Origin of the sequence: Fluviicola sp. (assembly GCF_029266855.1) — a bacterium.
Classification (GTDB): Bacteria; Bacteroidota; Bacteroidia; order Flavobacteriales_D; family Crocinitomicaceae; genus Fluviicola.
This window is the reverse complement of sequence record NZ_JAQSWB010000001.1, coordinates 1,030,743-1,043,941: the sequence shown is the minus strand read 5'-3', so window position 1 is coordinate 1,043,941 and position 13,199 is coordinate 1,030,743. Positions and strand designations below refer to the sequence as shown.

Here is a 13,199-nt window from a genome sequence, read left to right as displayed (position 1 = left end):
GGCATGCCATTAAGCAATTCCTCAAAAGAGTTAAGGTAGCTTTTTCATACATACACATATTACATGGTGTGTTATGAGACAAAGCTATTTCAAGTATGGGATTATCTGGTTATGAAAATGCCGTAAATACTTTTGAATTTACTGACGCGTTTTTTTAGTGTTCTTTGAAGCAGGTTCTTTTTTAGAAACAGCAGTTGTTTTTTTTGCTGTTGTGGGTTTTCGTTCAGCTGGCTTACGAGATGGAGGATTTTTATCCTCATGATTTTCTTCTGCTTCTTCTATGGAGTGGGAAGTTTGCAAAGTCTTTTCTTTCTCCGATAACTCACTTAGTTTTTGGTAGTATTTTTGAACAGTTATCATTTCCTCTTCGGTCATACTTTCAATATCTACCAATCGGTTACTGGACTTATTACTGGATGCGACCAATTCATTCAATTTCAACTGGATGGCAAGCGAATCTTTATTCTGGGATTTTTGGATGAGGAATACCATTAAAAATGTGATAATGGTTGTTCCCGTATTTATTATCAATTGCCAAGTCTCAGAAAAGTCAAAAAATGGCCCACACACAGCCCATAGAATAACAATTGAAAGCGCACTTATAAAAGCATAGGAACTTCCTACTGCTTTTGATGCTTTTGAAGCGAAATTTTCAAAAAATTGCTTACCGGATTTTTTATGTTTCATAACATTTTTCTTTTTGAGATTAACTTCCAACAATTTCACCTCCGTTCACGTGAATCATTTGTCCGGTGATATAACTACTGTCCTGAGAAGCCAGAAATACATAAGCAGGACCAACTTCTGATGGTTGCCCCGCACGGCCCATTGGTGTGTCTTTTCCAAATTTTTCCAAATCATCAAAGCTGGAAACGATTAAAGGTGTCCAAATAGGACCTGGCGCAACTCCGTTTACACGGATTCCTTTTTTCGCCAGCATAGTAGCGAGTGATTTTGTGAAAGTTGAAATAGCGCCTTTTGTACTTGAATAGTCAAGTAAATGGTCACTTCCCCGATTAGCAGTCACGGACGAGGTGTTAATAATCGTATCTCCTTTTTTAAGGTGTGGAAGAGCCGCTTTTACAAAGTAAAATAACGGGTAAATGTTTGTTTCAAATGTTTTCTTTAGGTTCTCAGTGGTTACTTCCGTTGGGGTATCCGCATTAAAATGTGTTCCGGCATTATTGATAATGATATTCATGTGACCATATTCCTTCAATACATCATCAATACATTTTTTACAAAACTTCTCGTCCGTTATATCTCCCTTTAATAACAGACATTTCCTATTCTGAGCTTCAACAAGTTTTTTGGTTTCTTTCGCATCTTTATTCTCAGAGAGGTATATAATTGCAATATCTGCACCTTCATGAGCATAATGAACCGCGATACTCCGCCCGATGCCGCTGTCTCCACCGGTTATAACAGCAATTTTATTCTTGAGTTTGCCGCTTGCTTTATATTTTTTACTGATATACTCAGGTTTCGGAGTCATCTCGGATTCAATGCCCGGCTTTTCCTGCTTTTGATTTTTAAACTTACTTGGTTTCATAAATAAGAAATTTTAAGTTTATCTATGAAAAATTAAAGTAAGGGTATTTATTTTCCAAAAACTTTATCCCAATAAACGCTAAAGTTTATGTTTCCAAAATCTCTTGTCCTGCTTGAAAACAAGGTTCCTCCTTTTGGTCCCCGTATAATAAGACCGTATACGAACAAGGGAGTTTTTCTTTTTCCGTTTGTAATTGCAGTTGCTGTACCGAATCGCAGATCATAGATGAATAAAGTGTCGGAGCGACGATCAACAGAGTAAAAACCGTTTGTAATATGTTCAATTTGTTCAATTCGTGAATTTCCATTCCACTCAACAAGTTTCAAAAGATGGTGATTCTTGGGAATGACTTCAACTTGTTTTGGATCAAAGGATGCGAAAAGTGATTTGTAACCGACGTAGTAATTCGAATCATCCTCTGCTATCAAATCCCAATAGAAAGAAGTTAGGGGCATAGGAGTTACCATTGTTCTTTCAGGTTGAATACCTGCACGTTCAAAGTATGAATCTGTGTTACCGTATACAATTAATTTGATTACAACACCCCATAACAAGTAGACGCAAGAATAGATGATTCCGGAAATGTTCCAAATTCGTCGTCTTTTGGATTCCCTTTTCGAAAAGAGTGCTCCTATTAACAAGATCATGAATGGAAGGGTATAAAGCGGATCAATTACAAAAACAGAATTGAATGTTAAGCGCCAATCAAATGGCCAGAAAAACTGGGTTCCGTAATTGGTGAATATATCCAAAAGTGGGTGAGTAACAATTGAAAGGAACCACAGTAAATACCATGTTTTGAATGTATAGTTCGTTTTGCTGAGTTTATGTAAAATGAAAGCAAAGCACGGACCTGCCAATAGAGCAAAGAGCAAAGAATGTGAGAAACCCCGGTGAACCAAGGCTGCATCCAACGGATCATAAAATAAACAAACAAAGACATCCAGATCCGGGAGTGTACCACCAATTGCACCCCACAGAGCGGCTTTTGCGCCCATTTTTCTTCCCGCAACAGCCTCACCGACGGCTGCGCCCAAAACGATCTGAGTTAATGAATCCATAACACTAAAAATAGCACTTTATAGTCTGAATTTGAAAGAAATAACATTGATTATATTTTAAGATAAAAATGTTGAAAAAAATGGAAAAATAAATTTTTAAATGCTTTTTTGACCAGAACTATTTTCTTACCTTCATGGGAAAAAAGGTGAAATGCAAGTGCAAAAAATGACAATCCGTCACTGGTCGGAAGAGGATAGACCACGTGAGAAAATGATGCTTAAAGGAAGAAACTCGCTTTCGGACGCAGAATTAATTGCAATTCTTATTGGGACGGGTAGCGGAAATAAATCAGCAGTTGATTTGGGAAGGGAGTTACTTTTGTTGTCAAAAGGTGATTTATATGAATTCGGAAAATTGAGATTGTCTCAGTTCTGTGAGGTTAAAGGAATTGGCAAGTCGAAGGCAGTTTCTATTTTAGCTGCTTTGGAGTTGGGGCGCAGAAGAAAAGAAATCCGGATTAAAAAACGTCCGAAAATTGATAGTTCTGAGAGGGCTTTTAAGGAGTTTAGGCCTTATTTCACAGATTTGAGCCACGAGGAGTTTTTTGTTATGTACCTTAATCGTGCAAATGAATTGGTTCGGGTTAAGCAATTGTCTATAGGCGGAGTCTCAGGAACTTATGTTGATCCCAAAATTATATTTAAGTACGGAATTGATATGGATGCCTCAGCTATTATTCTGGCTCACAATCATCCGAGCGGAAATCGTAAACCGAGTGAATCAGATAAGAAAATCACCAAACAGATCAAACAATTCGGAGAGCTTATTGAAATGCCTGTTCTTGATCATCTCATTATCACAGATAATGGCTACTTTAGCTTCTCAGATCAAGAACTTCTTTGAGAAATGTTGTTTTACGTTGATGAAATCTCTGTCCGTTTAATTTATACCCTGGATTTTGTGTTCAGGGAGCATGGTTTAGAATATCAACTGACTAATGACAAACAGGTTTTTACTTCCTTTGAAGGAGCAAAAATTTCCTATTCCAATTTCGAATTTGACCATTCCCCGATTTTAAATCCGGCAGGTTTGCTGTTTGAAGAACAATTTCGTGACTCTATTCTGGTAGAAAAGGGAAGTTGGGGAAATGTCGATTGTTTGAAGTTTGATGCTGTTCCTGATCCATTAGCAGCTGTTTTCTACGTCCTCACCCGTTATGAAGAATATCACTCTAAGTTTCCCGATAAGCATGGCAGATTTACCTCAAAGGAAAGCCTGCAAAGCAAATTCGGCTGGCTGCATATCCAAATTGTGGAACGTTGGATAGAAGTCTTTTTCAAGGTGTATTCTCCCGAATATCTTAAGCGATTAGAATCTCAAAAAACGATTCGGATTATTCCCTCTTTTGATATCGATAATACCTACGCCTTCAAGTGGAAAGAGGGCTGGCGCTCCTGGCTTTCAAATAGCAAAGATTTGCTAAAGAACAATAAAGATCGGATAAAAACCAGGAAGTTGGTTCAACGGGGAGAATTGAAGGATCCTTTTGATTCTTTCGAAATTATCCGGTCCGTATATAACGATTATCCCGAAACACGTGTGTTTTGGCAATTAGGGAACTATGCAAAATACGACACGAATATTGCATGGAATGATCCGAGACACCAGGAGCTCATATCAGAAATAAGTCGTTTGGGACATTTAGGATTGCATCCGAGCTACGCGAGTAATTATTCCGATGAGAAACTGGAGCGGGAAGTAAGGCGAATTAAAGCAATCACTTCAAAAGTAATCACAGAATCCAGGCAGCATTTTTTGAAACTCAATTTGCCTCAAACGTACCATCGAATGATGGAGCACGGTTTTGAAAAAGATTTTACAATGGGCTATGCTGATGATTATGGTTTTAGAGCCGGTACTGCACGTGAACATGCTTTCTTTGACTTATTGGCCAATGAATCCTACCCAAATTACAGAATTGTGCCTTTCGTTTATATGGATGGAACCTTGCTTGAATATAAAAAAATGAGTATTGAGCAAAGTTCACAAGCCGTGGATCAACTGATCCGGGAAGTCAAAGTATATGGGGGGACTTTTTGTTTTATCTGGCACAATGAAACACTTGCCGAAGCTGGAAAATGGAAAGGATGGAAGAAAGTATTTGATTATACATTAGAACAATTCAAATGATTATTTCAGCAGCAAGTTTAAGTCAGAAGAAAGCTTTCCCGAAAATTCAGCACGGTGATGAAATCGTTCAATTGGGGTCCTGTTTTTCATCCACGATGTCTTATTGGTTTCGCAGAGCCGGTTTTCGGGTAATGGATAATCCTTTAGGAGTGATCTTTCATCCCGTTCCATTGGCAAAACAGATTCTAATGGCATTTGGCAAAGCAGAATGGAGTGGATTTGTGCAAAAGGAAGATGTCCATGTGAGTTATGATGCAAGCAGCGTCTTATATTCCATGACTGCATCCGGATTGGAGGCATTGGTGGAGCAACAAATGAAAGAGCTTAGAATTTCTTTGCAGAAAGCTAAACTCCTGGTGATAACGCTCGGTTCTGCTCATGGATACCGTCTGAAGCAATCCGGGAATCTGGTGGCCAATTGTCACCAGCAGGCACACTCATTTTTTGAAAAGGAATTGACCGGGGCAGAGGAGATGGCTTCGATTTGGGAATCGGCCATAAAGGAATTGAAAAGTGTAAATCCAAGTATTCAAATCGTTTTTACTGTTAGCCCAGTTCGCTACATCCGTGATGGTTTGATGGAGAATTCCCGGTCAAAATCGGAATTGTTTCGTTTGGTTTCTCTTCTTAAAAGAGATTCAGTACATTATTTTCCGGCTTATGAATTAGTCAACGATGTGTTGAGAGATTATCGTTACTTTGATGTGGATGGCGTCCATCCTTCAGATGAGGCAACAGAATTTGTCTGGGACTTTCTTAAAGAAGAACTTTTTTCTACTCAAACAAATGAGCTGATAGAAGAAATCATGAAGCTTCGCAAAATGGAGGAACACAAGCTGATGTATCCGGAATCCAAAAAAGCGGAAGAATATCTCAGGCAATTAAAACAAAAAAGGGAAAGTTTCCTTTCCCAATACCCAGTAGTAGTCTGGTGCTAAATTTTATTGCGTTCTGATAACGATCGTTCCTTTATATTCTCTTGGTTCTCCCGGATTAGGATTTCCCATGACAACTTTCCATAAGACAACGGCTCCATTTTTCAAAACTTCACCTGTATTGCTATCAACACCATTCCAACCTGCAGATACGTCAGTCGTTTTGTAGATAACCCTTCCGCTTTTTGTATCGTAAATATATAATTCAAATGGAGTTTTACGTTCTTTCAGAGCATGTGGCATAAAAGTGGAAACTCTCGAATCATTTGAATTTAAATCAATTGCTTCCTGTGCATTCAAATTGTAATCTTCAGATAGAGTAATTCTTTTCTGTTCAACAACGGCACAACCATTTTGATCTTTTGCAGATGCAGAAACGCTGATTTCTTTTCCTTTATACGGATGAACAATTAATGTACCGTCTTCACTTTCAAAAGCATGCTTTTCAACGGTCCAATGAACAGGTGAATGATTTCCGGAAACCGTGAATCGAATTGCAGGAACCCCATCTTCATACAATAAAGTAGGATCAACGCTGATGTACAGGTCAGAGCTTGGTTTACTAACAGAAATCGTTTGTTTTTGATTTCCAACAACCAGGTCAATAGTGCCTTCATTGCTTGCTGCAAAGACTTTTTTAGTCCCTGGTTTTACAATGAGAATAGTTCTATTGTTTTGGATAACAGAAACCGATGAGTTGTCATTTGGATTTGCAATTTCAATCTCGTCACCAATACAATACCTGGTTTTGTTTGTGTTTGCTGGTAAGTAATTTGTTTTTTGAGCACCGCCATCATCAGAAGGGTTTTTTAAAGAACCTTGAGAGTTTTGCGTTGCCGAATTGGCTTCTCCTTTTGATGTTTGAACCAAATGATTTTCATTGTTTTGGTTATTGCCATTTTCAACAGGAGCTGACTGAGTGCCGTTTGACACTTGTTTTTCAGTCTGATGTGTATTTGTTTGAGGGCTTGTATACTCATTTTTATCCAAACGACCTTCCAGATGATTGTTCGTTTGTTCAGCAGTTGTATTTTGACTGATTACAGGTGCATTCTCTTTTGTTCGAGCAGATTCTGACTGAGAGTTCAGTGCGAAAAACAGTGCGGACCCTACAAGTACGGTACCAACTGAAGCTGCAACCCACCATTTACGGTAGAAAGGAGAAGGAGTTGTCCCGTCTAATCTTTTAGACAGAGATTCCCATGCAGCCTCGTTGTAGGGCAACTCATGGTTTTCAAGGGACTTTTTTATGATCTGTTCAATGTTCTTCATTGAGCGATTTTTGTAAATTTTTGTTTCAAATAATTTTGAAGGTTCATTTTGGCTTTTGCTAAATTAGATTTCGACGTTCCCTCACTGATTTCGAGGATTTCCGCAATTTCCCTGTGTGTAAATTCTTCCATCACATACAAGTTGAAAACTGCTTTGTAGGCTGGAGAAAGCTTGTTAATGGCTTCCATGGCAACTTCAGCTTTTAATGTTGTGATTTCCCATTCTTCCCCGAGTTCATCTTCTTCCGGGATGTATTTGAAATCATTGTCATTATCGCTAAGCAACCAATCTTTTTTAGATTTTCGAATCGAATCAATTGCACAATTCACAATAATTCTTCTCATCCAACCTTCAAAAGATCCTTTCTTGTCGTAACCTTTAATATGTTCAAAGACCTTAATGAAACCTTCCTGTAAAACTTCTTGGGCTGAATCTTTATCGCGAATGTACCGTTGACAAACAACAAGCATTTTCCCGTAAAACTTCTTGAATAATTGCTCTTGTGCCCTCCTGTCGGACGACTTACAGCCTTCAATTATATCTTCTAATTCCCAATTCTGTTTCACTGTCTCTTTTCAATAACGAAGGATTGTCAATAGGGTTGCCTCTTTAAAGGAATTCAAAATGTAAAATTCAAAATGATGAAGTGAAAACGGCCATCCGGATAATAGCCGCGCACTTGTTTTTGAATTTTGAATTCACAATTTTGGATTTTTAATAACCTGTTTACAAATAACGTGATTTCTGCACAAAATTTACAGTAGGAGCAAAGTTTTATTCTTAAATTCGTGGCGCTTTAAAGAAATAGATTTATCATTTAATTATAAAACAATGAAAGTAACAGTAGTAGGTGCAGGAGCTGTAGGAGCAAGCTGTGCAGAATATATTGCAATGAAAAACTTCTGTTCAGAAGTAGTGTTAGTAGACATTAAAGAAGGATTTGCCGAAGGTAAAGCAATGGATTTAATGCAAACAGCATCGCTTAACGGGTTCGATACGCAAATTACTGGAACAACAGGAGATTACAGCAAAACTGCAGGTTCTCACGTCGCTGTAATTACTTCAGGTATTCCCAGAAAACCAGGAATGACACGTGAAGAATTGATCGGGATCAATGCCGGTATTGTAAAGGATGTTACTGCAAACCTGGTAAAACATTCTCCGGAAGTTATCATTATCGTTGTTTCCAACCCAATGGATACAATGGCTTATTTGGTGCACAAAACTTCAGGTCTTCCAAGACATAAGATTATCGGAATGGGTGGAGCGTTGGATTCTGCAAGATTCAAATACCGCTTGGCAGAAGCATTGGGAAGCCCGATCTCTGATGTAGACGGTATGGTAATCGCTGCACACAGTGATACAGGAATGCTTCCATTATTGAGCAAAGCAACAAGAAATGGTGTTCCGGTAACGGAGTTCCTAAATGCTGAGCAACAAAAATACGTAGTTGAAGAAACGAAAGTAGGAGGAGCTACGCTTACAAAATTATTGGGTACTTCAGCATGGTATGCACCGGGAGCTGCTGTTTCGGTAATGGTTCAGGCAATTGCTTGTGATCAGAAGAAAATGATTCCTTGTTCATTGATGCTTGAAGGTGAATACGGTCAAAGTGACATCTGTTTAGGTGTTCCTGCAATTATCGGGAAGAACGGAGTAGAAAAGATCGTAGATATTACACTTACTGCAGATGAGCAGGCGAAGTTTGTTGAAGCTGCTAATGCCGTAAGAGAATGCTATATCTACGTTATGTCCCTCGGCATTCCGTCTTGTGAGACGGAGCCTCAGTCTTCGTCCGCTAGCGCTGACTCTCATTCATGCTTGAAAGACGGAGTACCTATGCTACAACTACGTTATGTCCCTCGGCTTTTCCGTCTTGACCAAAGCAGATCAAACAAATGATCGCTTCGGGTCGAGTGAGACAGAGCCTCAGTCTTCGTCCGCCACGGCGGACTCTTATCTATGCTTTATCTGTGGAGTATCTATGCTTTATCTATAGAGTATCCATGCTTTATCTATGGAATATAGTAGCTATATCCCGCGGCTTTCCGTCCGTCATCTGACCGACAGAACCACAGTCTTCGTCCGCCACGGCGGACTCTTGTTAAAATCTAGTACAATTATCGAGATAAGTACGGCATATACCCGGGATAACTACCTTGTAAAGTCGCTTGAATTACCGGGAGACAAGGATCAACTTTCCTGCTGAAGTATCAGCTCAGGGTTCCCAAGAAGTTTTACCAGCTAAAAAATGAAAAAATTAATAATTTATAGCTCCGATATCAGGATTATTCAGGTCAGGTCTTGGATAACCATTGATATCGAATGCTACTGTTGAAGGATTTCCGGTATTGTTTAAACTGGACGCTCCGTAGAACTTAAAATTGTCTTCACTGGGATTTATGAACAGAGGATTTGCTGCAGTACAATTTTCAAACATCGGGTTATTGAAACTGCTTTTCAGGATCACACATTTCCGAAAGTGAAAATTAAGGGTCAATCCTCCGGGCTGGATGGTATCAATGGCTAAATGCTGGCCACTACTTCCGTAAATGACACAGTTATTGAAATTGGCATTTGGAATATCAGCTACGACATTATTATAATAATTCGCAATTCCAACCGCAGGAGTTGTTCCTTCACCTGAACCATAACCCAAGAAGTCACAGTGATTGAAAGTGAAATCTGCACCTTGAATAACTAATAAAGAGTGAACACCCGTACTGTGAACCAATACATTTTCACCGTAAACTTTCGGTCCGTCGAATAAGAACAAACCATAACTTGCCGCATTCTTAATTTCGGTATTGGAGATGGTCAGGGTGGTTTGTGTAAATGTTGCATCACGCGAATCGACGTGCACTCCGGCTGTTGCATTTTTAATGATCGCATTATCAATCATGGAAGGCCTGGCTTCCTGGAAGTAGATTCCATAATATTGTCCGGCAACATCCTGGTAAGAGGCTTCGAGGCGATCACCCTGGATAATTACTTTGTTGTTATAATCCCCGTCGATATTCAGAGTGCCTTTGTAATTCCATAGAATAGAGTTTTTATGGAGATAAATTTTCGTGCCGCCAATAATATTGAGTGTTTTAGCAGAATCTACGAACGCAGCACCATAAATTACATGGGGTTTGTCGTTCTGCCAGGTTCCTTCATTCGTATCAAAGATTCCCATTCCGGTGTTGGAATAATGGTAATACATATCTTGTCCCCAGGCTACTAATTTTACATACTGATCTTCATCATTTGTTGTAAACCGCACCGAATCTTCTACCACGACGGGTAAATTCTGACCATTTACGCTCAATTTCACCTCTACAAAACAAAATAAACTGTCTCCGGAAGGAATTTCAAGATCTGAAAAACTGGTTCCCTGGAGTCCGTCGAGATTTAATTTAAATTTGGAGGCGGTTCCGCCCATTAACTGGACCTGGCTAATTTTTAGTGCTTTATTCTGATGATTGTAAATCTTGAAATACTTTGTAGTTGAGCCGATTGTGGTGAAAACGGTATCAAAAACCAGGGTGTCGTTCGAAAAGCTCAGATTGCCTTCTCCAAACAGGTTTTTCTTTTTACAAGCCGAATTACTGAACACAAGAGAGGCAAAAATTGCTGCTCCGAGAATGAGTTTAATTAGTTTCATCATGACAAAAGTAACGAAAGTGTAATAGCTTTTATTTTTTTTGTTGTGAATTAAAAAGTTTGATTATCTTTGCAAACCAATTTTCGAATAAGAACAAAATTAAGAATAACAACATATGAAAGCAGGTATTCACCCGGAAGATTATAGATTAGTAGTGTTTAAAGACATGACAAATGAGTATGCATTTTTGTGTCACTCTTCTGCTAATACTTCAGAAACAGTTACTTGGGAGGATGGAAATGAATATCCATTGGTAAAATTAGATATCTCTCACAAGTCTCACCCGTTCTTTACTGGTATTGTACAGTTCGTGGATACTGCAGGTCGTATCGATAAATTCAACAATCGTTACAGTAAGTATAAAAAGTAATTTCAACTACGAAATAGTAGCCCTGACACTAAATGTCGGGGCTTTTTTTTTGCTTTTTTTTGACCTTTTCGGTCGCATTTGAATTACCTTTAGTTAGGAGTTGGTTATATTTGTATCATGAGTTCACTGCATATTAAAGTTTTAGTTCTATTTATTTTTTGTGTCTTTAACCGGGTTTACGCAGGTTCAATCGACGAAGCATTCAAAGCCTTAAGTCAGTTCAATTATTTTGAAGCAAAGAAGCAATTTGAAAAATCGATCAAATCAAATGAGTCTGCGGCAAATTACGGACTCGCAGTTATATATTCCCGCACAGACAATCCGTTCCATCAATTGGATTCAGCATACGTTCGAATCGTTCGATCTGAAAAGGCATACGGTGCAATGAAGGACAAGCAAAAGGAGTCCCTCAAAAAATACAATTTCGACTATCTGGCAATTGAAAACCTGAGAAAGGAAATATCGAGCGGTTTGTTTAAAACCGTTTTAAAAAATCCTTCCGAAGAAGCATATGACCAATTCCAAAAGAAGAATCCCTGGGCAGCTGAGCAAACCAAAGCGATCTACGCCCGCGATTCAATTGCTTATCAGAAGGCAAAAGCAGGAAACACTTCGGCAGCTTTTGATCTTTTCCTGAAAAGATATCCCGAATCCGACTTTAAGAAAGAAGCTCTAAATAATTTTCACCGCTTGCAGTACAAGGAAAATACCGATGGAAAGACCATTTCCTCTTTCCTTGGATTTGAAAAACAGTTCCCGGGCAATCCCTATATTGCAGATGCACAAGACCAGGTTTATAACTTGAGTACAGTCCGGAACCAGGTGAAAGATTATGAACTATTCATAAAGACCTATCCGAAAAACAGGAATGTGGAAAATGCCTGGAGAAAACTTTACCAGCTTTACATGGCAGATTATTCGCTGGAGCGTTTGGAAAAATTTCAAAAGGAATACCCGGATTATCCCTACAAGGCTGAAATCACAAAAGACAAAGAGTTAAGCACGCAGCAAATCATTCCTTATAAGCATGCCGGACAATTCGGTTGGATGGACTTGAACGGGAAAATCATTATTCCGGCTCAGTACAGTACAGTTGGTTTCTTTAAGGAAGGTTTAGCCTGGGCTGAAAAGAGCGGGAAGTATGGTTTTGTAAACAAAGCCAATGAAGTTGTGGTCCCGTTTAAATTTTCGAGCTGTAATGATTTTGACAAGGGAAGAGCGATTGTACAGTTAGATACCCTGTTCGGAATCATTGACCGTTCGGGAGCGTACATTATTGAGCCTCAATACAAGGATATCGGACAATTTTCCGAAGGATTGATCTATGCGATCAAAGACAGTTTATACGGTTATTTTGATGGCTTGGGTTATCCGCGGATCCCGGAGCAATACGAAGAAGCATTTTCGTTTTCGGGAGGAATGGCTAAGGTTACCTTTAAAGGACTGGAGGGCTATATTGATGCCTTTGGTTCTTTCAAAGTAAAGCCCTTGTATGAATCTATTAATTTATTTGGTGATTCGGCGATTGTTATTGAGGGAGATGAAAGTTACAAGCTGGCGACTTTCCAGGGGAATGAGATCAAAACTATTCCAATAGAAGAAATCGGCATGCTTGTTTCTGACCGTGCGCTGGTTATATCGGAAGATAAAATAGGTTATTTGAATAAAAAAGGACAGACAGTCATTCCTGCAACCTTTGATTATTTCACCAATGCACGCTCAGAAGGAGAATTTGTTGGGATGTATGCGAAAGTTTCAAAAGCAAACAAATTCGGAATAATCGATCGTTTCGGGAAGCCAATGATTCCGTTTTCTTACTCTAAGCTGGGAGGAGTTTCCTCACTTATCTCCTTTGAGAAAGCCGGGAAATGGGGGTATATTGATTTGCAGAACAAGGTGATTGTTCCTCCTATGTATGAAGCGGCAGAAAGTTTTAAATCCGGTTTGGGGGTTGTTCAGTTATTGACTTTAAAAGGAGCAATAAATGCAAAGGGAGAAACTGTAATTCCTGTAGAACATACCACAATAAAGGCACTTGATGAATCACATTTCCTGGTTTCACTAGGGGCTTTTTATGGGATTTACACCAATAAGGGAAAACTTGTTGTTCCCCTCGAATATGTCAATATCCGCAAAGTTCAGGATGATTTTTATATCCTCACCAAAGGAACCGAATTGCACTATTTTTATGTTCCGGAGAACAAACTGATCAAACCTATTTTGGATTAA

11 protein-coding genes and 1 pseudogene are annotated in these 13,199 nt (G+C 39.0%); 6 read left to right on the top strand and 6 right to left on the bottom strand.

Annotated features, from left to right (window positions below):
* Positions 1–138: 138 nt before the first annotated feature.
* From K0S23_RS04795 to K0S23_RS04785, 3 genes are read right to left on the bottom strand one after another with little or no spacing between them, the layout of a single operon-like run.
* Positions 139–726 carry a low affinity iron permease family protein gene (locus tag K0S23_RS04795; protein ID WP_300355030.1) on the bottom strand — a complete coding sequence of 196 codons (588 nt, stop codon included), beginning with the start codon at positions 724–726 and terminating at the stop codon, positions 139–141.
* Positions 707–1,552, bottom strand: a complete 846-nt coding sequence (locus K0S23_RS04790) for an SDR family oxidoreductase (RefSeq protein WP_300355028.1) — start codon at positions 1,550–1,552, stop codon at positions 707–709. Before K0S23_RS04790 ends, K0S23_RS04795 begins: the two co-directional genes overlap by 20 nt.
* 47 nt (positions 1,553–1,599) lie before the next feature.
* Positions 1,600–2,613 (bottom strand): metal-dependent hydrolase, encoded by a 1,014-nt coding sequence (locus tag K0S23_RS04785; RefSeq protein WP_300355024.1) that lies wholly within the window; start codon positions 2,611–2,613, stop codon positions 1,600–1,602.
* Between the two features lie 151 nt (positions 2,614–2,764).
* Between K0S23_RS04785 and radC the strand changes: the two genes are divergently transcribed.
* From radC to K0S23_RS04770, 3 genes are read left to right on the top strand one after another with little or no spacing between them, the layout of a single operon-like run.
* The gene (radC, locus tag K0S23_RS04780; protein WP_300355021.1) at positions 2,765–3,457 is read left to right on the top strand and encodes a DNA repair protein RadC; all 693 of its coding nucleotides are present in this window, start codon (positions 2,765–2,767) and stop codon (positions 3,455–3,457) included.
* Positions 3,458–3,460: 3 nt separating this feature from the next.
* The gene (locus K0S23_RS04775; protein ID WP_300355018.1) at positions 3,461–4,744 is read left to right on the top strand and encodes a polysaccharide deacetylase family protein; all 1,284 of its coding nucleotides are present in this window, start codon (positions 3,461–3,463) and stop codon (positions 4,742–4,744) included.
* On the top strand, positions 4,741–5,682 hold the full coding sequence (locus K0S23_RS04770; protein WP_300355015.1) for a GSCFA domain-containing protein: 942 nt from the start codon (positions 4,741–4,743) through the stop codon (positions 5,680–5,682). Before K0S23_RS04775 ends, K0S23_RS04770 begins: the two co-directional genes overlap by 4 nt.
* 3 nt (positions 5,683–5,685) lie before the next feature.
* Here the strand turns inward: K0S23_RS04770 and K0S23_RS04765 are convergent, their stop codons facing one another.
* Positions 5,686–6,951 carry a hypothetical protein gene (locus K0S23_RS04765; protein ID WP_300355013.1) on the bottom strand — a complete coding sequence of 422 codons (1,266 nt, stop codon included), beginning with the start codon at positions 6,949–6,951 and terminating at the stop codon, positions 5,686–5,688.
* Positions 6,948–7,517 carry an RNA polymerase sigma factor gene (locus K0S23_RS04760; RefSeq protein WP_300355010.1) on the bottom strand — a complete coding sequence of 190 codons (570 nt, stop codon included), beginning with the start codon at positions 7,515–7,517 and terminating at the stop codon, positions 6,948–6,950. The genes K0S23_RS04765 and K0S23_RS04760 overlap by 4 nt, the downstream gene beginning before the upstream one ends.
* A 265-nt stretch (positions 7,518–7,782) precedes the next feature.
* Between K0S23_RS04760 and K0S23_RS04755 the strand changes: the two are divergent.
* A pseudogene (locus tag K0S23_RS04755) lies at positions 7,783–8,685 on the top strand (malate dehydrogenase); the annotation flags it as partial.
* Positions 8,686–9,211: 526 nt separating this feature from the next.
* On the opposite strand, the gene K0S23_RS04750 reads toward K0S23_RS04755, so the two are convergent.
* Positions 9,212–10,603, bottom strand: coding sequence for a right-handed parallel beta-helix repeat-containing protein (locus tag K0S23_RS04750; protein WP_300355007.1), 1,392 nt, complete (start codon positions 10,601–10,603; stop codon positions 9,212–9,214).
* Between the two features lie 112 nt (positions 10,604–10,715).
* On the opposite strand from K0S23_RS04750, the gene K0S23_RS04745 reads away from it, so the two are divergent.
* Both K0S23_RS04745 and K0S23_RS04740 read left to right on the top strand, forming a co-directional pair.
* Positions 10,716–10,970 carry a type B 50S ribosomal protein L31 gene (locus tag K0S23_RS04745; protein ID WP_300355004.1) on the top strand — a complete coding sequence of 85 codons (255 nt, stop codon included), beginning with the start codon at positions 10,716–10,718 and terminating at the stop codon, positions 10,968–10,970.
* A 117-nt stretch (positions 10,971–11,087) separates the two neighbouring features.
* Positions 11,088–13,199, top strand: a complete 2,112-nt coding sequence (locus tag K0S23_RS04740) for a WG repeat-containing protein (RefSeq protein ID WP_300355001.1) — start codon at positions 11,088–11,090, stop codon at positions 13,197–13,199.

Excerpts from the sequence above, each read along its gene's own strand:
- K0S23_RS04770 (WP_300355015.1), top strand. The coding sequence starts at position 4,741 with ATGATTATTTCAGCAGCAAGTTTAAGTCAGAAGAAAGCTTTCCCGAAA.
- K0S23_RS04745 (WP_300355004.1), top strand. The coding sequence starts at position 10,716 with ATGAAAGCAGGTATTCACCCGGAAGATTATAGATTAGTAGTGTTTAAA.
- K0S23_RS04750 (WP_300355007.1), bottom strand. The coding sequence starts at position 10,603 with ATGATGAAACTAATTAAACTCATTCTCGGAGCAGCAATTTTTGCCTCT.
- K0S23_RS04775 (WP_300355018.1), top strand. The coding sequence starts at position 3,461 with ATGTTGTTTTACGTTGATGAAATCTCTGTCCGTTTAATTTATACCCTG.
- K0S23_RS04740 (WP_300355001.1), top strand. The coding sequence starts at position 11,088 with ATGAGTTCACTGCATATTAAAGTTTTAGTTCTATTTATTTTTTGTGTC.
- radC (WP_300355021.1), top strand. The coding sequence starts at position 2,765 with ATGCAAGTGCAAAAAATGACAATCCGTCACTGGTCGGAAGAGGATAGA.
- K0S23_RS04765 (WP_300355013.1), bottom strand. The coding sequence starts at position 6,951 with ATGAAGAACATTGAACAGATCATAAAAAAGTCCCTTGAAAACCATGAG.
- K0S23_RS04790 (WP_300355028.1), bottom strand. The coding sequence starts at position 1,552 with ATGAAACCAAGTAAGTTTAAAAATCAAAAGCAGGAAAAGCCGGGCATT.
- K0S23_RS04785 (WP_300355024.1), bottom strand. The coding sequence starts at position 2,613 with ATGGATTCATTAACTCAGATCGTTTTGGGCGCAGCCGTCGGTGAGGCT.